General features: G+C 38.7%; 13 protein-coding genes and 2 pseudogenes. 4 read left to right on the top strand and 11 right to left on the bottom strand.

Going from position 1 to position 21,147, the window contains the following annotated elements; translation table 11 throughout:
* Positions 1–155: 155 nt before the first annotated feature.
* The 3 genes from mobV to GQR45_RS14210 all read right to left on the bottom strand — a co-directional run bounded on the left by mobV (position 156) and on the right by GQR45_RS14210 (position 3,003).
* The gene (gene mobV, locus GQR45_RS14220; protein ID WP_165726287.1) at positions 156–1,007 is read right to left on the bottom strand and encodes a MobV family relaxase; all 852 of its coding nucleotides are present in this window, start codon (positions 1,005–1,007) and stop codon (positions 156–158) included.
* Positions 1,004–1,450 carry a hypothetical protein gene (locus GQR45_RS14215; RefSeq protein ID WP_165726286.1) on the bottom strand — a complete coding sequence of 149 codons (447 nt, stop codon included), beginning with the start codon at positions 1,448–1,450 and terminating at the stop codon, positions 1,004–1,006. The genes mobV and GQR45_RS14215 overlap by 4 nt, the downstream gene beginning before the upstream one ends.
* Before the next feature lie 167 nt (positions 1,451–1,617).
* On the bottom strand, positions 1,618–3,003 hold the full coding sequence (locus GQR45_RS14210; protein WP_165726285.1) for a hypothetical protein: 1,386 nt from the start codon (positions 3,001–3,003) through the stop codon (positions 1,618–1,620).
* Positions 3,004–3,277: 274 nt separating this feature from the next.
* Between GQR45_RS14210 and GQR45_RS14205 the strand changes: the two genes are divergently transcribed.
* Positions 3,278–3,541, top strand: a complete 264-nt coding sequence (locus tag GQR45_RS14205; protein WP_165726284.1) for a hypothetical protein — start codon at positions 3,278–3,280, stop codon at positions 3,539–3,541.
* Here GQR45_RS14205 and GQR45_RS14200 read toward each other — a convergent pair.
* Positions 3,538–5,199 carry a recombinase family protein gene (locus tag GQR45_RS14200; RefSeq protein WP_165726283.1) on the bottom strand — a complete coding sequence of 554 codons (1,662 nt, stop codon included), beginning with the start codon at positions 5,197–5,199 and terminating at the stop codon, positions 3,538–3,540. The two genes, GQR45_RS14205 and GQR45_RS14200, sit on opposite strands and share 4 nt — an antisense overlap.
* Positions 5,200–5,267: 68 nt before the next feature.
* Between GQR45_RS14200 and GQR45_RS14195 the strand changes: the two are divergent.
* Positions 5,268–5,516 (top strand): annotated as a pseudogene (locus GQR45_RS14195) (endonuclease III); the annotation flags it as partial.
* 118 nt (positions 5,517–5,634) lie between these two features.
* Here GQR45_RS14195 and GQR45_RS14190 read toward each other — a convergent pair.
* The 3 genes from GQR45_RS14190 to GQR45_RS14180 are packed head-to-tail and all read right to left on the bottom strand — an operon-like array spanning position 5,635 to position 8,529.
* Complete coding sequence (locus GQR45_RS14190; protein WP_165726282.1) at positions 5,635–6,900, bottom strand: HAMP domain-containing sensor histidine kinase; 1,266 nt, start codon at positions 6,898–6,900, stop codon at positions 5,635–5,637.
* Between the two features lie 16 nt (positions 6,901–6,916).
* On the bottom strand, positions 6,917–7,618 hold the full coding sequence (locus GQR45_RS14185; RefSeq protein ID WP_165726281.1) for a response regulator transcription factor: 702 nt from the start codon (positions 7,616–7,618) through the stop codon (positions 6,917–6,919).
* A complete protein-coding gene (locus GQR45_RS14180) occupies positions 7,618–8,529 on the bottom strand; it encodes an alpha/beta fold hydrolase (RefSeq protein ID WP_165726280.1) in 912 nt (303 codons plus the stop codon). Before GQR45_RS14180 ends, GQR45_RS14185 begins: the two co-directional genes overlap by 1 nt.
* A gap of 206 nt (positions 8,530–8,735) precedes the next feature.
* On the opposite strand from GQR45_RS14180, the pseudogene GQR45_RS14175 reads away from it, so the two are divergent.
* Positions 8,736–8,990 (top strand): annotated as a pseudogene (locus tag GQR45_RS14175) (endonuclease III); the annotation flags it as partial.
* Between the two features lie 162 nt (positions 8,991–9,152).
* Here GQR45_RS14175 and GQR45_RS14170 read toward each other — a convergent pair.
* Positions 9,153–10,343, bottom strand: coding sequence for an alpha/beta hydrolase-fold protein (locus GQR45_RS14170; protein WP_165726279.1), 1,191 nt, complete (start codon positions 10,341–10,343; stop codon positions 9,153–9,155).
* 424 nt (positions 10,344–10,767) lie between these two features.
* Here GQR45_RS14170 and GQR45_RS14165 point away from each other — a divergent pair, with 424 nt between their 5' ends.
* Complete coding sequence (locus GQR45_RS14165) at positions 10,768–12,678, top strand: aminotransferase class V-fold PLP-dependent enzyme (protein WP_165726278.1); 1,911 nt, start codon at positions 10,768–10,770, stop codon at positions 12,676–12,678.
* A 372-nt stretch (positions 12,679–13,050) separates the two neighbouring features.
* Here the strand turns inward: GQR45_RS14165 and GQR45_RS14160 are convergent, their stop codons facing one another.
* The 3 genes from GQR45_RS14160 to GQR45_RS14150 all read right to left on the bottom strand — a co-directional run bounded on the left by GQR45_RS14160 (position 13,051) and on the right by GQR45_RS14150 (position 21,107).
* Entirely contained in the window at positions 13,051–16,014 is a 2,964-nt protein-coding gene (locus GQR45_RS14160; RefSeq protein WP_024591526.1) for a TonB-dependent receptor, read from the bottom strand.
* A 523-nt stretch (positions 16,015–16,537) separates the two neighbouring features.
* A complete protein-coding gene (locus GQR45_RS14155; RefSeq protein ID WP_165726277.1) occupies positions 16,538–19,570 on the bottom strand; it encodes a TonB-dependent receptor in 3,033 nt (1,010 codons plus the stop codon).
* Between the two features lie 296 nt (positions 19,571–19,866).
* Positions 19,867–21,107, bottom strand: a protein-coding gene (locus tag GQR45_RS14150; protein WP_240920078.1) for an IS3 family transposase whose coding sequence is annotated in 2 segments (ribosomal slippage) — positions 19,867–20,744 and positions 20,744–21,107 — 1,242 coding nt in all. Because the reading frame shifts where the segments join, the coding sequence is not laid out codon by codon here.
* Between the last annotated feature and the right edge of the window lie 40 nt (positions 21,108–21,147).

Genomic DNA, 21,147 nt, shown 5'->3' with positions numbered 1-21,147 from the left:
CCTATTCTTTTTCAATTGAATAATCATTTGATACATTGCCGTCCTTTAAATAAGCAGTATCAGTAAGGATTGTATAAATTTCTAGAAATTGTGTAACTCACTACACAATTTTTAACGCTTCGCTAAATTGTTCCGTTCGGTTTTGTGTACACATTTTACCTCGTGTAACGCACTCGTTGACGATTACCTACTAACTCTTGGCGAAGCCGTGTGTTAGTTTCCACAAGCTCTTTAATCATGTCTTTGAGCTTATTAATTTCGGATTCTCGTCGAGACTCTATAGAGTCAGCTAGTTTGCCAACAACTGCTTGCCAGCTGTTAAACGATTCTGGGTGGGTGTTTGGTGGTATCAGGCCAGTCCTGTTGCACAACGCTTTAGATTCGTTAAGAGCTTGGTAGTATTGTTTCAATGTGGTTCTTTTGGCTTTGCTTCCTTTGCGGCCGCGCTGTATTCCTAAGTGTGCAACTGCGGCAGCATATCGATCTTGAAGGCCAGCGAGTTTTTCTTTGCCCCCAGTAATACCTCTTGCATTAAGTCCAACAACTTTTTTACCGGATTTATTTGTTCTTTCTGATACAGGAATTATCACTGTATGGATGTGGGGACAGATTTCATCAAGATTTGTACCCATAAATATACAGTTTTTTCCAAATTCATCTAAAAGCCAATCTTTAGTCGAATTCACCCAGTCCCTGTATCTTTGGTTTGCATCCTTTTTATAACTACCATCAGAGTTACGGATATACGACTGTGAAAAGGACAACACAAATTCAATTGCTAACACACCATTTTTGCGAAGTTTCACAATTCCTTTATCTTTAAGCAAGCGTTTCGCGTCATTACAAATATTGTAGCTTCCAACCAAAACCCGATTTAAATGTGTTTTTGAAGGATCTACATTAGGTGGATTGTTTGCTCTACTTAAATGGTCTTGTAGACCCTGTAAAGGCCCCCAACCATCATATTTCAATGCACGCAGAACTGTCCGTGGTGTTTCTGGATTCATAGTTTAAACCCTCTCGATAGTTTAATTTTCATATTTGTTTCTGCTATTTCTCCCTCAATGTTTTTTTCCTCGACACTGGTCTTTTCCTTTATCTTTGGAGAATAGATGGAGGCCTCCAAAGTAGCAGTTATCTGCATTTTAAAGGGCATGCCAGACCGTGTTGTGATAATCCCCAATACTTTACTCTTATGAGTTAAATCTTTAAGCTTATCTGTACTCTTAAGTTCAGGATAAACAATTGATGAGCCCATTGGTTTCTTAGTATTTGCACAAAAGAAAATGTCAGAAGAATCACTAACTGTGAAATCAATTACTCCATATTCCTTAGATATAAATACGTATTGCGTATTGTTTTCAAAATGAAAAGAAGTCTCAAATTCAGCGTCTAACTTATCGTAAAACTCATGAAGTGTTATCGTGAATTTAAACACCTGTTTACTCATATCCTTTCCTAATTAATCAAATCCGTTGATTTCATTGATACTAGCAGGATTTATGAGACCGGGGATTTCTAAGCCACTTTTTTTTAGAAGCTTTTATTCAATGCACACTAAGTGCGGTATACACTAAATTTAAAATTATTTAGTGTATACCGCACTTAGTGTGACCCTTAAGCAACTTTTAGTTTTTTTCCTTCAACAACCAGTGCACCACGATCGATCAGTGATTGAATAATTTTATAATGGGAGTTTGGGCGATTTTTATGCATCTCCCTAAATACGGAACGATTCTTAGTCATCTTGTTAGCCAATACGCTCTGAAGCACCCAGTCCTGTGCATAGTCTTTAGCTATAGACATAGCTTCTTCTTCAAGCCCTTTATTTGAACAGTTTTCTTTTTTTGAGGATAAGCATGATTGAACACTCTTTACGAACAGCCCTAACGCGTACAAAACGTCTTCTCTATTAACAATACCTCTTTCCGCACCTATTAAATATGAGTTACGTTTGACTTGCTCACTTCCACGAGCATAAACAGCCCCCAGTCGAGGATGATTTAAAAACTCATCCCGATCGAAGAGATCATCAATCATACTTAGAGTCTCAAGTGCAACATCAGACATCAATATCGGTGTTTTTTTATCAATAATGCTCTTACACCTATCAAACACGTCTTTACTAATTTCACGGGACACATTTTTTTTCTTAGGTCTTCGAATGTGCGTACCAGGAAAAAAAACAAACCTGCCTAAGAGGCCAGATTGAATATTTCTTTCGTTCAAGATAAAACTTAACTCACTGGGTGTTGAGTACCCCGCGAACCCCAAAAATGGCATTAGTTTAGTCGGATTCTCAATTCTTAGTTCGCGTTGTAAATTTCCCGGAAGAGTTACACTGCTGGCGGTGTTTAATTTCATTAATAAAGAAAGCATTGACTGTGTATACTCAGACGAACTTTTACTCAACATCCCTGAGAATAAACTTTGTACCTCATCAACTAGATACACTAAGCCACCACTCTCATAAAAATCTAAGTAGATTGACTTATCTGAACGAGGGTCAGAATACACCGAATCACCCAGCCCGAGATGACTTAACAAATAATTGCTGTAGTCTATGTGATCACCTTTTCCACTTGCAGAAGGTGCAATTCCAATCATAAAAACACTTAGTTGTTTACCATCTCCATTTAAGCGCTCTTTACACAGTAATGACACAATATTAAGAGCTGCCATAGGCCTAAGCTCTTGTAATGATCTATGCTCCCAGCAGGCTATATCTTTACAAATTGCACCAACCAAACCGGGTGCTTCCGATGAAGAAATACCGCTATAATCAGGGAAAGTTTCAATTATTTGTGCCTCGATACCTAACTTTTCATCTAGTTTATTAATTGAGTCAGCAACATACGGCGATTTAAACTCTTCTAACTTATCATTGTCCTTTAACTGAACCTTTGGTACTTGTTTATTCATACCTTTATTAACCACTTCCCTTCCAACAGTATCTTGAGGTTGTAATTCAGTAAAAGTTGAAAATATGTCTAACTGCTTCATATACACTCCTTGTTTATTGAAAAAATATCGAAACTCCATCTCGATAAATAGAGATACTAGCGTATAAAAATCATCTCGGTAGAAATAGGTATAAAAAAAATTAATATGACGTTTATATAGTAAAAGCTTCACTTAAAAATCATAAGTTATTGTTATTTAATTGCTTTATAGAAAAAATACCTTTTCACTAAAATATTTTTGTTTAGTTAAGTCCAACTTAAGAAAATCCGCTAATATCAAGAAACCAGCAGTCATGGATTAAATTGGAGACACTATGTCAAGGACGACATTAAAATTGACAACCGCATCAAAGAATACAAAAAATATTCTCAGCCTTCCGCTAAGGGAGTTTGTCAGCTCATCAAATGATGGATTAGTGATGAAAGAGGGCTATAAACTTGCTATCGTTGACGAGCAAGGAAACATTTTGCACATGGGAGACTCCGTTTTGGATGAGGTCTTTAATGCTATGAAGGCTCAAGTGGTTAAACAAGTATTTTCAGCATCACGACCTTTAAACGATGGGGACTTTAATTAGAGCTCTACGCCTCCGATTAAATCGCCACTGTACTTATGTATTCTAATTACCCTAACTAATCCGTTATGGAACTTAAGGGTAAGATCGATAAAATTTTGATCATCGGCAGGCATATAGGTATCTCTAATCAGTGCAAGCTCTTTAGCGATTCCTGTTTCCAAGGCTCTGTTAAGTGGATGGAGCCTAATTTCATCGAACGTATCTTTAATCAGCAATCGGATTTTTAATCTGTCTTCGCCATTTTGGGTTTCATGGCCTAATGTTAACTTTTTCCATTTATCAACCACTCTTAAAACAGATTCCCTATCTGCATGACTCAACTTATTCGACAACCCAGCTAGTTTGTTATTAATTTCACTCTGTTTTTCAGCTAGAGAATTCATTTTTTTTGCTAATTGTTCTGGCTGAAATTTCAATAAAGAAGCAGTTTCCAGAAGTAAATTCAACTCATCATCAATTTCAAGCTTTTGTTCTTCTAAAATTTGCTTTTGTTTATCAAGTAGTGATGAAGGGTCTGATTGAGTAAGAACTCTTTCTAGCTCAACGACATCTTGGCAATATTTAACAACAGCTCTTTCAACAGCGTAAGTTTGAACACCATTGACATTCTCACAACCATTTTTTCTCGCGGCTTCCTCACACATATACCGCTTATTACCCTTAGGCAACTCATCCAGGGGTTTTCCTCGGTAATCTACATGCGCTTTAACACCTCGACCACATACCCCACACTTGAATACACCTATTCCAGATAGTAAGCCTATAAATTTTTGTGAATTTTTAGGCGCTCCGCGCTTTTCAGAGTAAGAAACTAGACTGTCGAACTCTTTTCTACTCAATATTGCAGGGTAATAATTTTTCAGTATATAGGGCACACCACCTACTCCTATTTCTAACTCCCCAATCAATGACCGACGCCGAACCTCTTTATACACATTAGCCCCTGTGTGGTGTACGGTTCCATCTCCGAACTCTTTATTTAAGAGCCTAGCAATTTTAAGCCCTCCATAGCCTTTGCTATATAGCTCAATCTTGCGCTCCATTATATTTTTTTTATAGTTGTCAAAAACATACTCTTTTCTAATTGCATCCCACTTGACCCACGTAGGTGCCATACCACTTCCCACCTTAAAGTTTCTGTCTCCACGCTGCCACGCTTCACATTTATCTCTGAGAGCTGCTCTAACCCTTTCAGCCTTAACTTCACTTTCCTCATTGGCTCGAATAAAAATTCCAATCATCGTATAAAACTCAGAGGGATTTTTATCAAGAATATCTTTGTTATATTCTTTTCGATCCATCGCCGTAATCACAGTTATGCCAGCACAAATAATTTGAGTAAACATGCTATTGCATTCTGTAATCTTTCTTCTTGAGAGCCTATCTAAGCTTTCAACGACTAACACTGAACCTTCGGCTATCCTGCCTTGTTTAATGGCCCTCAAGAAGCTACCTAATGCTCCTTTTTCTATATTGTCTCCATGATAGGCGCTAAGACCTTCATCACGCATAGTAAGTGAGTCATCCAGCGTTAACCCTTTATCCTTAGCAATTTTTTTCGCAAAGTCTAATTGTCGGTCACTTGAATTACCCTTTGCCTGCTCAGCAGTAGAAAAGCGGATATAGCTATATAATAAAGGTTGAATTTTAGGCGTCATACGAGCGATTACTTTGAGATAATTTCATTCAGTATATGGTAAAGCTCAACCTAGATCTATCTTTATTATCTTTTGGCTGGCCTGTAATAGCCGTAGATACACACATATTTCGTGTATCTAACCGTACAAAGCTTGCCATGGGTAAAGATGTTGTAGCTGTAGAACAAAAGCTTGAAAAGGTTGTACCAAAAGAATTTAAAGTAGACGTGCATCATTGGCTGATACTGCACGGACGTTACACCTGCGTAGCACGTAAACCAAAGTGTGGCAGCTGTATTATTGAAGACTTGTGTGAGTACAAAGATAAGACAGAATAGTTGATTCTCTAGTGCTATATCCAAATGATCAATGCAATTTAAATATCAAGATCGTCCAAGTGTTTAACTTTTGCACTTGGTCGGTTTTCACTTATAGCTCATTAGGTATTATACAATGCTATTGATACTGAAAGCACAGTTCAACAGCTACACCGTTTTCCATTTGCTCTATCTTTACCTTAACACCATATTTTTCGCACAAACGTTTAACTAACGACAGACCAATCCCACACCCGTTGCTCGAAGAACCGCGAACCCCTGTCTCAAACGCTTCTGATATAGCAAGCCCAGAAGGAAAGCCTTTACCGTTATCGATAATACTTAAGCTCCCATCATGGAAGGATAATTTGATTTGGTTGCACTTACCGTGTTCGACTGCGTTATAGAGTAAATTTTGTAGAATAAGTTTAAACTCATCTTCTCCCATTTCTATATAAACATTACTTTCAATTTCTATACACAAATCGACACCTGAAAGAACCTCTAGATTATCAAGCACACAGGTTTCAATCAGCGCTTTTAGGTTGTTTTTTTTAATTTCAGTCCCTTTTTCACGAGCTAAAGCTAAAAGAGCCTCAATGGTCCTTTGCATTTGCTTGTTTGCATCATCGATTCGAACAACAAATTTTTGCTGTTCTGGTGTGAGTTGCGTTTTTGCTAAGAGGGTTAAGGCTCCTTGGTTAATGGTTAAAGGAGTTCTGAGCTCATGAGAGACATCCCGAGTAAACTGTTGCTCTCGGTTAATAAATGAGTTGATCCTTGTTAGCGCTAACTGTAACACTTTGGCAAAGCGGCCTATTTCATTACTTTTAAAACGACTAGCAAAATTGGTGGGTAGCTGAGTAACCGGACTGTTATCAACGATATCCATCAAATCATCGAGTGGTTGAAGCTGTTTTTTAACTAACTTTATTGTCCCAAATGCTAAAAGTAGTGCTAAGGCGATGCCAAATAATAAAAGTGCAGATGAAAAGCCAAAAATAGTGCCCATTAATTTATTAACGACAAGCTGGTCGCTGACATCCGCTAACAAAATATGTTGATGCAAATTGGACTCATCGACAAAAGCAATATGAAAGTGTTTACCACTATCATCACTAAACTCTTTGCGGCGAGGCTCTGCTTCTAAGGCTATTTTAATAGGAAGTGGGAGTGTAGAACGATCTTCATAATATTTAATAAAGCTTACATTTGGCCTTGGGGGTTGCGCTTGGTTTATTTGCTCTTTTACAAGACGTTTTTGTCCATTCAATATTTGATAAAAGAAGTTATCTTCAACAACAAAGCTAAATATCAAGGTGACTGAAGAAAATAACAGGCTCAATAACACTACGATGGAGACAAAATAAATAACAATGCGATTTCTTAATTGTTTTGTTTTCATGTAATTCAACTGTAATTTATATATCTAAGGCAAAACCAACACTATGAATGGTTTTAATGACAGTGGAGCTAAAAGGTTTATCCACCGACTTTCTCAGTTGATAAATGTGTGAACGTAACGAGTCAGAATCTGTGCCATTTTCGCCCCAGACTCTATCAACTAATTCACTTTTTGAGACCGGCCTTGGATGTGATTCGATCAGGATCTGTAAAATCGAAAATATTTTAGGAGGTAGCGACAACAATTGGTTGTTTCGACTGACCTGCTGTCGTTGATAGTCGAGCGTTAATTTCTTTTCGCCTTCACCAAGTGACGTGACTTTACCTTGTTTTGGTAAATTTAACCGATTAGACAAGGCAAGACAGCGAATATATAGCTCTTCAAGTGCAAACGGTTTTGTTAGGTAATCGTCTGCACCATGAGTAAAACCAGCTAACTTATCTGCAAGCGTGTCCCTGGCAGTGAGCATTATAATGGGAATATGTCGGTCTGAAGCGGCTCTTATTATTTGGCAGACTTCTAGGCCTTCAATATCGGGCAGCATAATATCTAAGATAATACAGTGATAATACTGAGAAAGAGCAAGCTCGCAACCGTGTTTACCACTACAGGCAAAATCAATGACGGCATCCTGCAAGGTAAAATAGTCAGCAATATTATTTGCGATTGCGACGCTATCTTCAACCAATAATACGCGTAGTTGCGAACTTGTCCCCATTAAAACCAACCTGTTAATTGTTTATAATAGCCCTCAGGTAAAATATGCCCACCAGCTATCTCAATATGATGTTTATCGAGTACATTAAGAGCATCGTATAAAACCGAGTTATCCTCAACACTTGCATGTTCGTCGTTATCTGCTGTTACTAACCAAACTTTTTCAGTATTTAGTCGGGTAACAAAATTTAAAGGCGATACCCTAGCCACAGTATCCTTTGACGCTGGGGGAACAATCGATAACACCTTACTGATCCGTTCATCCATGGAGGCCAATATCAAACTTATTTGACCACCCATACTGTAACCCGCCACGCTAATGTTATTTTGGTCAAATTGAGGTTGGGTAACAACCCAGTCTAGCAATACTCTATGATCTTTTACTGAATCAATGATCATATTTTCGTACGGTTCTTTCTTGCCCCAGAACCACAAATCATACATTACATCTTTTATGTTGTAATCCAAGTTCTTACGTTTGCCGTGATTCCTTGAGTCGATGGCTAATACGGCATAACCTCGAGCAAGCGCCATATTTGCTAATTCGTCCGTTTGTTCCAGAGTGTCTGTGTCCTTAAACTCACCTTCTACCCAACGCACATAAGTACGCCCCATGCCATGAACACCTATTAGAATAGGAATAGGCTGAGAAGGGTCTGCATTTTTAGGGTAAATGAGTTGACCGTATACCTGCTCGCCATCAAAACTATTAAACGTGACATTAAACTGCCCCTTTTCTAGTGCTGTCAGGTCCACATTAACGGCTTGCTTTTGATAACCATATAGCTCTTCTAACTCTTGAACAGTTACTTTGTATGCTTTCAAGCCGAACACAGTGTACCAACTCACTCCGCTAATCAGCAGCATTAAGGTTATTACCAGAGCGATATTAAATATTTTTTTAATCTTCATTTTTGTCCTAATTCTTTAAACGATTAATGTCAATTTGACTGTAATGGCACTTTACCGAAAAGCTTGTGAAGTAAATGTGAAGCCAATTTGAAAAACTAGAAATAGGACACAATTATTCTAATGAGCTAAACCAAACTTAACTGAGTAAGAAAATTGATGTTTCGTGACTGATAAACGAGTTAACGCAATGATGTAAAAATCTATTTTCATCATCTTTTGGCTGGCCTACCATCGCTGTAGACACGCACATTGACCGCGTATCTAACCGTACCAAATTTGCGATGGGCAAAAACGTAGTCGAGGTTGAGAAAAAACTTTTAAAGGTTGTACCTGCTGAATTTAAAGTCGATGTACATCACTGGCTGATTCTACACGGGCGTTATACTTGTACAGCCCGCAAACCAAAATGCGGCAGTTGTATTATTGAAGACTTGTGTGAGTTTAAAGATAAAGTTGATTAGTCTAGTTTTATAATTAGCGAAAACGGCAATGAACTATTTTTTCAGCCGATTTCAAGTTGTACTTTCTATCAAATCCAGCCTATCGCTAGCCTAATCTAAAGCATAGTCAATCGCCCGAATAAGCCCTGCGTGCTATATCCTTTGATTGACTATTAATTTCCATTAGCCTTTTTCTTCCTTAAATTTTTCGCCTTCATAACTTTGTAAAAATTCTATAATCGACGCTTTTAAGTCCTCTTCATCATCGCCAATATATTTTAGCGCCAGCTCAGCCTGTTGCTTAGCACACTCATTTTGTTCCCTATTTTTATACGCTTTGGCAAGATTAAATTGAACCCAAGCAGAATCTGGATAAAGTTCGGCATTATATTTAAATAAATCCATCCCCTGATCTGGCTTAAACAAGCCATGTGTCATATAGTCGCCCCCAAAATTGACGGCCCCCTTGCGAGGCTTTATTTCATAGTAGAGGTCGTCTGATAAACTCTGAAAATGCTTAATTATACCTTCTCGCCCCTGCTCCATTACTGCAAAAGGAAGGGACCAGTTCCGATATAGCTCATTCAATGCATGCGTTAACCCTGTAATATTGGTCGCTACATGGGGTAAAGTCTGTAACAGCTCACTCTTAACTCTAAAACCACTAGGCGTAGTTTCCTGTAGGAGTTCCTGAAGTTCTAAAAATGCTTTTCGCATTAACTTAGATTGGTCGGTGCCTGAGTTAAACCCTTCATTACCTAAATTCATATAAACAAACTGATTCAATTTCTTTTTGGAAGATACATAACTCATCAGTTTTTTAACCGTTTCTTTATTGCCCCAATGAAGCGAAGGGCTCAATGCAAAGTGTGCAGTAAATAACTCAGGCCGAGAATGTAAGGCATGAAGTGACAATAGCCCGCCTAGGGAATGACCATTTAATATTCTAAAGTCTGAGGTTTGATACGTTGTATCTATAAAGGGAATCAATTCTTTTTCAATATAATCTAGAAAAACATCGGCCCCACCTGTCCCCTTATGGGTTTCATGAGGGCTTGGCGTATAGTCTCGAATGCGATCTTCGTTTTCGATGGCAACAACCAAAATATCGGGAATAAGCGCATTAGAGTAGTACGAAGTAACGACACCTTGCACCATCCTTTTATAGTATTTTCCGTCTAATAAATATAAAACTGGATATTGGTGGCCTGACTTTTCATCATAATCATTTGGAAGATAGACAGTAATTTTTTGTTCTTCACCCAATGCTTTGGATTCAATGGTGTGTTCATTAAGAATAACATCTTCAGCAAATGAAAAAGAACTGAGGCATGTTAACAGGATGAAAACCCCTGATTTTTTTAAGTAGTTCATAAACTTCCTTGATTTATTGTACTTTTTCTAGACTATCAAATAACACTTTTCATGAAAAGTTGTTTGTTTTAAAACGCAATGCTAATGGAACTCCCTAAGAAGAGGAAGCTATGTGTTTTTCACTAAAAGTGATCAGAAGGTAGTAATTACACATTTTGGTTTTATATAAGCGAGGAAAAATGACTTAAGAAGGTAGTGATTTCAGCAGACTTTGTAGTTGCATATTCAGCGGTTAAAAAACATGCGAACAAAGTAATTTAGTTTATAATCAGGCTGCCGGAGGTCTCTGCTCGCTAGCCTCCGCACCGCAGTAGTGGTAATTAAACAGCCCAATTATTAGAACATTATCAAAGTATTAATTTCACAACGCTCACTCCTTTGGTTATGCTAGTGGGCATTATAAAATTATATTGCGAAACCCTCTATGCTACCTCTACTTCGTATCTTGATAATTGAGCAAGACCCAGCCACTCTACAAGGGCTTTCAACTAATCTGTCAAAGACCATTCCTAACTTTGAGCGAGATGATATTCATATCGATATTATTGAATGCCTTGAGCTTAAACGCGCGTTGGAACATGTAGAGGAAGATGGTGATATTCAAGCCGTAGTTCTAAGCTGGGATATGCACAACAAAGTGGGTGAGCGAATGTATAGTCGCTTTATCGAGGATTTAAAGGCAATTCGTCTTGAGTTACCGGTTTATGTTATTGGCGACGACACTAAAGGGCTGGAGATCGTAAACGAATCAGAAGAAATCGAATCATTCTTTTTTAAAGATGAGGTGATTTCTGACCCAGAAGCTATTTTAGGTTATATGATTAACGATTTTGACGACCGCTCTGAAACACCATTTTGGACGGCATATCGTCGTTACGTTGGTGAAGCAAACGACTCTTGGCATACACCGGGTCATAGTGGGGGTTCTAGCTTTAGAAACTCACCTTACATTAAAGATTTTTATCAGTTTTACGGCCGCAATGTATTTGTTGGCGACCTGTCGGTTTCGGTAGATTCGTTAGGTTCATTGTCAGACAGCACCAATACAATTGGTCGCGCTCAAGAATCGGCAGCGGCGACGTTTGAAGTTAAGCACACCTACTTTGTTACAAACGGTTCGTCTACTTCAAATAAAATCATCTTGCAGACACTCCTGCGCAAGGGAGATAAAGTAATCGTCGACCGTAATTGCCATAAGTCAGTGCACTATGGCATATTGCAATCAGCTAGTTACCCCATTTATTTAGCGAGTATTTTAAACCCAAAATACGGAATTTTCGCGCCACCGTCGTTGGCCGACATCAAGTTGGCAATTGAAAACAATACTGATGCTAAATTATTAGTGCTTACCGGTTGTACTTACGACGGCCTACTTAGCGACCTGAAACAAGTGGTAGATTATGCTCATCAGCATGGTATTAAAGTGTTTATAGATGAAGCCTGGTTTGCATACTCTTTGTTTCATCCTAGCTTTCGTCATTATTCTGCAATACATGCTGGGGCTGACTACATTACGCATTCGGCGCATAAAGTAGTATCGGCGTTTTCTCAGGCGTCTTATATTCATATTAACGATCCCGATTTTGATGCTGATTTCTTTCGAGAGATTTATAGCATCTACGCCAGCACATCGCCAAAATATCAGCTTATTGCATCGCTTGACGTGTGCCAAAAGCAATTAGAGATGGAAGGCTATAAGCTGCTCAATGCGCTGCTAAATCATGTTGAAGAGTTTAAACAACAGATGGCCTCGCTTAAGCAAATTAAAGTATTAGCTAAGCAAGACTTTATGGAAATATTCCCGCATTTTAGTGGTGATAATATGGGCCACGACCCATTAAAAATCCTTATTGATATTAGTGAGCTACCTTACTCATTAAAAGATATTCATAAATATCTACTGGATGAAATTGGGCTAGAGATAGAAAAATACACACACAGCACCATTTTGGTTTTACTGACGCTTGGCGGCACGCGCTCAAAAATAATTCGTTTGTACAATGCGTTGAAAAAGCTAGACAGCGGTAAGGTAAAACTATCGAAATCGACGCGTAGAGCTCGCTTACCTGAAAATTTACCTGCCATCGACTTGGCGTGTATTCCAAGCGATGCTTTTTATGGCGACCGCGAATCTGTGCCTATCAGTAAAAGCAACAACCGCATTTGTGCAGGTTTAGTTACTCCATATCCACCGGGCATTCCGCTTTTAGTCCCAGGCCAGCATATCACTAATGACCATATCGAATATTTACAAGAGTTAGCAAGCCAAGGACTGACGATACAAGGCAGTTTCGATGGTGAAATTTATGTTCTTAAGGGTAAGGTTAAAAAATAAAGGTATTGGTTTAATACTATCTCGATAATAATACCAATCTGCTTATATACGGGGTCTATTTAACGCTAAGAAAATTACGCTAGAACTAGGCAAAAATTTTTGTATCTAGTTGTTCTAAATAAAAAATTTTTAACGACGTTATAGTGCAATTTAACTCGTTAAATTGATCAAAGATTTATGCAGGTTGGTATAATTACTGGTGGCAGTGCCGCAAGACATTGCCGCTGTAACAGTATTTAAAAGTAAAATACAAAGTGGAATAAATCATTTTTATAAATGTTAACTAATTATAGTTAAAAAAAAGCAAGCCAGATGGCTTGCTTTTAACGTCTTTAAATACACACACTTATAGACTCGATTTAACTATAACTTTTAAAATCTATAGCTAGCGCCAAATGTGATACGGCGGTCTGTAATACCTTGGAAACAAAGTAAAGCACCTTCGTTAACACAAGACTGGCTAACTTCTGATTCAGTTAAGTTAACGGCTTCAATACCGATATTTAGCTGATCGTTCACATCATAACTTATGCTGGCATTAAGCTGCCCTCTGTCTTCTTGTACAACAGGGAAACCCCATGGGAAGCTTGAGGTGCTACCAAAGTCAGTTGAACGGTACCCTTCGCGCCACGTGTAACGCGCTCGAGCAGATAGACCGTATTTCTCATAATAAAATGTAATGTTATATGCGTTTTCTGACAGATCAATGAGTGATTGCTTAGCACTGATGTCTGCATCCGGGTTACCGGTTGTTAATGCAAAAACTGCATTTGCACGACTCGTTGCAGTGTCAAATGATTCACCACCAGAAAATTCTTGATAGGTATAGTTAGCAACCACACCAAAACCTGATGCCCAACCTAGCTCTTTTTCAAAACTTGATAAGTCGTATTGAGCTGCAAGCTCAATACCTTGCTGTGTTGTTTCACCAGAGTCATTAATAGTAGTTTGTGTTGGTACACATAACCCTACGCCAGCATCTGGGCCAAATACGTTTATATCTGCAATTGGATTAAATATGCCGCCGCCTTCACACTCTGGACCATTTGTATCGCGAAAGCCTGTGCTTGGGTCTTCAAATGGGTCAACTTGCTGTGTAACGTGCAAATCGCTACGTGTTTTATGAAAGTACCCCACACTTAACAAAGCAGCGGGTGCAAAATACCAATCTGTGGATATATCGAAAGAGGTTACTTCTTCTGGCGCTAAGCCTGAATTACCAATTGAAACGGCACTATTAGGGCTTGTGCCAAACGTAACAGATGTAGATAGGTCATCAAAATCTGGGCGTCTAATATCTTTTGACCAACCTAAACGAACAATCACATCTTCACTTACATTCGCGGCTAAATTGAATCGAGGTAAAAAGAAATCGTAATCACCTTTTGACGTTAGCTGAGTAACCAGTTCGTTGCCACTTCCATCTTGAGTAACAGAGTTACCTAGCGATGTAACTTCAGTCTCTAAATAACGTAGGCCAAAGTTACCGCGAAACATGCCATACTCAAAATTTGCTTGTGCATATAAGGCATGCGTTTCTTCTTCAATATCAAAAAATGCATTTACTTGAGACGTTGGTGAACTTATAGGTCCACGATCAGAACCCGTTATTGCATTATTAGCTTCAATCGCTTGGTTAAGTGCTGCTAATACAGCTTGTGGATCAGAGGATGCAAGCTCTGGGTTTATAAGTAAGAAATCACGAATATAGAGTGCTCGCCCATCACCATCGTTAAAGTTATCTGGGCCCGCTGTTAATAATTGTGCAAATAAATCACCCGTTGGGCTATCAGCCATATTTCTTAAACCAACGTTAGAGCGAACTTGATCCGACACACTACTCGTTTTACTGTAGCGGTAACCAAAATCGACTGACGTTATTACATCATCTAAGTAATATGTAAAATCTGTACGAAACGCATCTTCTGTATTTTCTGACTCATCTTGCCCTTGGTTTACGTCACGTAGAACAACATTTGCAGGGTCGAGTAATTGAGCCATTGTTGGCGCGTTTGCCTCCCCCGTTGCAATCCCAAACGTAAGTGCATCACCTGTAAGATCATACTCAAAAGGAGTCCCATTTTCATTTGACGAATTAGTAGCAACATTTGGATTTATAAAATTAAGCGTTGTATTAAAGCTTGGTGTAGTTGAATCAGAACGAGAGGTTGAGGCTTCAACACTTGCAAATAATCTATCGCCTTGCCATTCACCCCCTATTCTAAATATTTTGCTCTTTGTGATGCGTGAATTAGTATCGCTTGAAAAACGCAAGTTAGGATCGCCACCACCGTCTTCAACCGGAATTACGCCTCTTACGGCCGCTTGTATGCTGCCTAGGTTTTGCCCGTCCAGTGAACCAAAATTAACTGTTTCAAATTCACTCGGTATTGATACATTTCTAAGATCACTTAGGCCAGATGCTTGTACTCTTGAGCTTTCTTGGCGGCGCTCTTGATCGTTAACAACTGCATCAAAAAAGAATTTCATATTATCGTTTGGTGCATATTCAAATGTACCTGCGAAGTTTTTTGTCTCGTATTCGTAATTATCGTAATCTTGAATTAAGAATTGTACTGGTAGAAAATCAAACGATTGTGCACTTGCAGCACCGCTATCAGCGGCTACCGAATTATCTCTATCTGCGCGAGGACGAAATGCGGTTACGTCTTGCTCACTGTAACTACCACTAAATACAACACCAAACTTACCGCCCGAATCAAGCTCCCAGTTATCACCCCAAGCACCTGATACCCTAGGGGTAACGCCATCTGTTGATAAGCTACTATCTTCACCTTGAACTCTAATTGAGCCTAGAGTTTCATTTAACTGTAACGGGCGAATTGTTTTAAGGTTTATTGTTGCGCCCACAGAGCCTTCGATTGTTTTTGCTTCAGGTGACTTAATTACTTCTACACCAGAGATGATTGCAGCTGATACATCCTCAAAACTAATGCCACTTCGTCCAGACCCTGAGCCAACTGTTGATACGCCGTTCACTTCTGTACGATTGGCGTTGGTACCACGAATTTGAACGCCCGTACCTACCCCTGCTTCACGTGTAATTTGAATCCCTGTTACGTTTTCAAGTACTTCTGCGAGGTTTTGATCTGGTAGCTTACCAATATCTACAGCCTCGATAATTTCAACAAGGCTATCTGCTGAACGCTTTTGTGCAAGCGCATTTGTAAGCGATTGTCGAATACCTGAAACCTCGATAACCTCAAGATCGTCTGCAGCTTTTTTTGGAGCTTCTTGCGCCTGTGTAGACAAAGACATACCAAGTGCGGTTGCCGATATAACTGCCAGTGTAATTTTAGATAACTTGTGACTCATAGTTTTTTTCCTGTGTGTGTGAAATGCTATGTTTAACCAGCTACTTTATTGTTTTTATTAAAAGCCCTTTCTTATTACAAAGTATTAACTTTATATTTACACCCACATCTACAAAGGTCAACCTTTTGGTAATGAATTTAGATCAAATATTATGCAATATGTTATTACCAAAATAGAAAAACCTAACTAAATTTCAAGTTAAAAGCAAAACTTACATTTTAAGTTGATGTTATTTATGGTTTTTAAATTCTATTAGAAATAAGACTGTCAATAACAAAGGTTAGAATAGTTATCGTTTTAAAAATGAATTAATTTAGGCAGGAGAAACCGATGATGTTGGGCGTGCTGAATAAACAGCATTATTGGTTAACCAATTTAATTGTTTTTAGTCAAGTAGCGTAATTTAGGAGTGAGTTTTTAAGTACTGTTTGTTGATGTTATCGAAAATATAAAATTGAAGAATTTGAGGATCAAAAAAGGCGGTAAAACCGCCTTTTTGATGTGATTTAATGTTTAACTATTATTACAGCTTGTAGCTTAAACCTAAGAATAAACGTGGGCCATAGTCATTCACTTCACCTAAGTTACCTTCAACAAAGAAGTCTTGTGATTTAGGTGCACTGAACAAGTTAATTGCTTCTGCTTTAACTCTAAAGTGCTCATCAATTTTGTATGATGCGCGCATTTCCCATACGCCTACGCCATCAACATAACGAAGTCGAGTACCATTTGTAGTATATGGTTGGAAATACTCACTACGATATTTGTAAATAACAGCAGTATCAAATCCACCAATTTGGTAGTACAGCTGACTGCTAAATACATGCTTTGAGAAACCAGGTACTGAAGCCGACTCAATAATACCGTCAGTTAACTGTGTAGTATTACCATCTACGTCAGTCTCAAACGTATCGCCGTATAAGCTATCTTGGAACTCAAAATCAGTGTCTGCATAGTTGTAACCAAATTTCATACCGATGCCATTATCCCAGCGGTAAGAAAATGAAGCTTCAAGACCTAATATTTCACTGTCATCGTCTGATGTAACAGAGTTAGTAATTGGTAATGAAACAGTTTCACCGGCAACAGTAAAATCTTCAATTACTGTTTGTTGTTGAAAACCACCGTTGAACTGTTTGTAGTATAAGCTTAACGCTAAGATTGAATCTTCGTTAGGGTACCATTCAAACGCAGCGTCGTAGTTCCACGACATAAGCGGTTGAGTGTCCGGGTTACCAGAGCCATTTACACCCACTAATAAATCGCTGATTGAAGTTGCTGTACCTTCTGTATCTTCTTGGAATGTACGGCTGTAACCTAAATCAGATGGATCTGCACGTGACATACCACGGTATATACCTGCACGGAATAAAATATCTTCACTGTAGTCAATAACTAGGTTAAAACTTGGTAAATACTTCGTGTAGTCACCACCGCTTTTTATTTTATCCAATGAACCATTATCAGATTCAACCAGAGAAAGTACACCGGTGTCGCTTGTTACTACGTCAAAGCTATTTCTAAAACCAATCGAAGTTACTTCTGTGTCTACAATACGAAGACCAAAGTTACCGCGAATGAATTTACCAAACATTTCAGTATCGTAGTTAGCCATTAAGTACACTGATGTTGTTTTTTCTGTTACATCGATTGTACCTGCATTTTCATATTCAACTTCTGGGTAAGCAAACACACCATCAGCGTTAGAACCCGCTACAGCTTGTGAGAAACATACGTTGTCGTATGTAGCCCATGATGAACCTGTACCGCTATCTACAACGTTACCGTCACTATCAACATTTGTTACGATATCGCCATCAGATACACTTGATAAAAAGCCTGATTCAGGGAAATCGATTTGACAACCTTGTAATACGTCAAGCGCTTCAGTACCAGAGTCTAGTGTAAATTCATTTCTTGAACCGTTACCTTGGCTACCACCATACTGTAGGAAGGTCATTTCAGATGTTCTAATACCACCTTGAATACTGGTGAAAACATTGCCATCTAAGGTATAGTCAAAATCTAGTCGCGCTGAGATAACTTCGTTTTCACGAACATTTTCACGGTCAAGTCGTGTTCTTAGGCTATCTGTAAAGTTTGAAATATCTGTTACGTCAAAGTCTGTCAGTGTGAAATGAGGGATCTCATCGCCCATATCCCAAGAAAAGAAATTACGACCTGATGTTCTACCACGGTTAGATATTTGAAGTTCTTCACGTTCAGTTTTTGAATACGCTAAATCTAAGTCAACAGTTAATCTATCAGTAACTGTATGTTCTATATTTATGCCGTAACCTTGGTAGTTTTCTTCACGAGAAAATTGCTCACCCGCTGATTCAATGCGCTCTTCACCTTCCCAGTGCAAAATACCGCCTACATCATTAGTAACAAGTGTTGGACCTGTTACGCCTGGTGTTGCACGTTTTTGTAAAAAGATTAAATCGTGGCGTGCTTCTTGTTGTGTTCTATCTGAAATCTGTGCATCAAAGTTAACATCCCAATCAGCTGACGGTTGGTATTGCAGTGCAAAAAACATTGCATCACGTTCATCTGATGTCTCGTTTTGGCGGTAACTACGGCTACTGCCAGTCCAAGCGTAAGGAGTACCATCACTTACTGCTTTACCTGTTTCAGGATCAATTTCTGTATCGTAACCTTGGTTGCTACTGCCACTAACTTGGTCTTCACAGTCGCCTGCGCTGCTACGATAAAAACCTTCATTGGTATTATTAGGATCGTTTAAACACGCCCATAATGAAGAACCTGATGGGCTAGAGCTTCTGTATTCAGCTTCTGGTTGGCTGATATCTTGGCGCTGTACACCAAAAGACACACCAACGGCTTGGCCGTTATCAAATTCAAACTGGTCTACATAACTAAACGTGCCACGGTAACCCGCGTCACTTTGAAGTGAGTTATCTACATTACCTTCATCAGGGTTGTAGTTTAATTTAACTTCAGCTGATACACGTTGCTTGCCAAAATCAAGTGGAGTTATAGTTTCAAGTGCAATAACACCTGCAACACCACCTTCAATCATTGACGCATCTTGCGTTTTATAAATTGCTACTTTTTTTACAAGTTCAGACGGAAACTGCGAAAAGTTAACTGAGCGGTCACCACTACCATTAGTCGCTTCACGACCATTGATATGCGTTGCACTTAAAAATGGACCAAGACCACGAATAGTGATTTCTGTTGCACCACCGTTTTCACGGTGAGATGCAGCACCTGTAATTGATTCCAGTGCTTCACCGATAGACAGTGCTGGTAAATCACCAATATCTTCAGATGACAGGCCATCAACTACCGTTGTTGCTTCACGTTTAATTGCTATTTGGTCTTGAATCGTTCTACGTGTACCTGTAACACTAATTATTTCAACGTCTTCTTCAACTTCTGTCGCTTTTCCCTGATCTTCCTGTGCGCTTGCTGTAAATACGCAAGAACTTGCCATACCTGCGATGACCGCTGTTCTTACCCATTTTGCAACTGGGCGCATTGCAAACTGCCCTGTTGTAGAATTATTGTTATCTCGTGACTTCAACGACATTTGAATTCTCCGCTGGTTGTTGTTGTGTGATTTTAGTGTGTTAGCTTGTTATGCTTATGTATATTTTATGTGACCTTTGACGTTAATATACTTAAACGCAGCACGATGATCAACCAATTTGACGTTTTAATATTACCATAAGGTATACCAATTTTAACTTAGCGGCATTACCAGTAGGTCAGGCAGGTTTTTACTAGAATATAAACCGCTCTAAACTAGTTTATAAATGGGTAATGTAGGTTGAGAAAAGTGTGGTGATTATTAATAATGTCCCGTCCTAAAATACGTTGACGGTTTTAATTGAAGGCCAGTAGCTTTTGCTCCTGGCTTTTTTTGTGCACTTGGTTTGGTGTTTTCATTCCCAAACTCAAATGCGGCCTCATTTCATTGTATATTAATATTGATTCTTCGACGAGTTCACGTAGCTCTTTTAGATTTTGGCATTTATAGAGTAAGAACTCCTGCTTCAATATGCCGTTAATACGCTCCGCCAGTGCATTTTGATAGCAGTCATAGCCATCGGTCATTGATGGAATAATGCCATTTTCATTAAGCTTTATTTGATATACCTGCGAGCAATACTGCAACCCTCTATCTGAATGATGAATCGTACTACATTGATACTGACGATTATTGATTGTCATATCTAATGCCTTAACAACATCTGTCGCCTTCATTTCATCACTGAGTTCATAACCCATAATTTTGCGACTATACGCATCAGTTACTAGCGATAGATAGTGAACACCTTGCTCTGATTGAACATAGGTTATATCGCTTACAAAAACCTCTTCTGGCCGCGATGGTTGCACATCTTTTAGCAAGTTAGGATGCTTTTTCATCCAATGTTTACTAAAAGTAGTTTTAATGTAACTACGCTTAGGTTTAACCAATAAACGTTCATTTTTCAAATAACTAAAAAAAGCGTCTCGACCTAAACTTATGCCTCGCTCTATGAATTTTGGTTTAAGTAAAAAATACAACTTTCTTCCACCTAAGCGCGGCATAAAACGTCGTATTTCCAATACCATCGCTTTAACTGGTGCTAGTTCAATAGCACGCAGTTTAGCTCTGCTCTCTCGTTGATATATCGCTTGTCTCGTTATACCAAGCAGCATGCAAGCACGTTCTAAGCTAACTATTTTTTGCTTTTGAAGGCTTCTTGCTCCTTGGCAATATACTTTTTTCGAAGGCTTGTTCCATGCTCAGCGTCAAGGATATTAACCACTTCATTGAGTAACAGGTTACGTAAGTGCTCATCTTCAAGCTCTCGCTCGAGGCGTTTTATTTTTTGAGCGGGACTTTCTTTGGCTTTAGGTGATGTAGGCATAGTTATCTTAGGTGATTGAGTCCAATCCATCTTACCGTGTTTTCTTAACCAAGTAAGCACGGTAGAACGACCTTGTATGCCATAAATTTTTTGGGCTTGTTTATAAGTCATATCGCCTTTTTCTACAGCGTCGACAACTTGTAATTTAAAGCCTAATGAATAATCTCGTTGTGTTCGTTTGATCGGTGTATTATTTGACTTGGTCATAATAAATCCTAAATGTGTAAACACATTTCAGGACGAGACA

Origin of the sequence: Pseudoalteromonas sp. SA25 (genome assembly GCF_011378705.1) — a bacterium.
In the GTDB taxonomy this organism is placed as follows: domain Bacteria; phylum Pseudomonadota; class Gammaproteobacteria; order Enterobacterales; family Alteromonadaceae; genus Pseudoalteromonas; species Pseudoalteromonas arctica.
Note: the sequence above shows the minus strand (reverse complement) of the source record. Positions and strands in the feature narration are given on the sequence as shown.

Coding starts and splice junctions, on each gene's coding strand:
- GQR45_RS14165 (WP_165726278.1), top strand. CDS start 10,768: ATGCTACCTCTACTTCGTATCTTGATAATTGAGCAAGACCCAGCCACT.
- GQR45_RS14205 (WP_165726284.1), top strand. CDS start 3,278: ATGTCAAGGACGACATTAAAATTGACAACCGCATCAAAGAATACAAAA.
- GQR45_RS14215 (WP_165726286.1), bottom strand. CDS start 1,450: ATGAGTAAACAGGTGTTTAAATTCACGATAACACTTCATGAGTTTTAC.
- GQR45_RS14185 (WP_165726281.1), bottom strand. CDS start 7,618: ATGGGGACAAGTTCGCAACTACGCGTATTATTGGTTGAAGATAGCGTC.
- GQR45_RS14190 (WP_165726282.1), bottom strand. CDS start 6,900: ATGAAAACAAAACAATTAAGAAATCGCATTGTTATTTATTTTGTCTCC.
- GQR45_RS14180 (WP_165726280.1), bottom strand. CDS start 8,529: ATGAAGATTAAAAAAATATTTAATATCGCTCTGGTAATAACCTTAATG.
- GQR45_RS14170 (WP_165726279.1), bottom strand. CDS start 10,343: ATGAACTACTTAAAAAAATCAGGGGTTTTCATCCTGTTAACATGCCTC.
- GQR45_RS14155 (WP_165726277.1), bottom strand. CDS start 19,570: ATGTCGTTGAAGTCACGAGATAACAATAATTCTACAACAGGGCAGTTT.
- mobV (WP_165726287.1), bottom strand. CDS start 1,007: ATGAATCCAGAAACACCACGGACAGTTCTGCGTGCATTGAAATATGAT.
- GQR45_RS14160 (WP_024591526.1), bottom strand. CDS start 16,014: ATGAGTCACAAGTTATCTAAAATTACACTGGCAGTTATATCGGCAACC.
- GQR45_RS14200 (WP_165726283.1), bottom strand. CDS start 5,199: ATGACGCCTAAAATTCAACCTTTATTATATAGCTATATCCGCTTTTCT.
- GQR45_RS14210 (WP_165726285.1), bottom strand. CDS start 3,003: ATGAAGCAGTTAGACATATTTTCAACTTTTACTGAATTACAACCTCAA.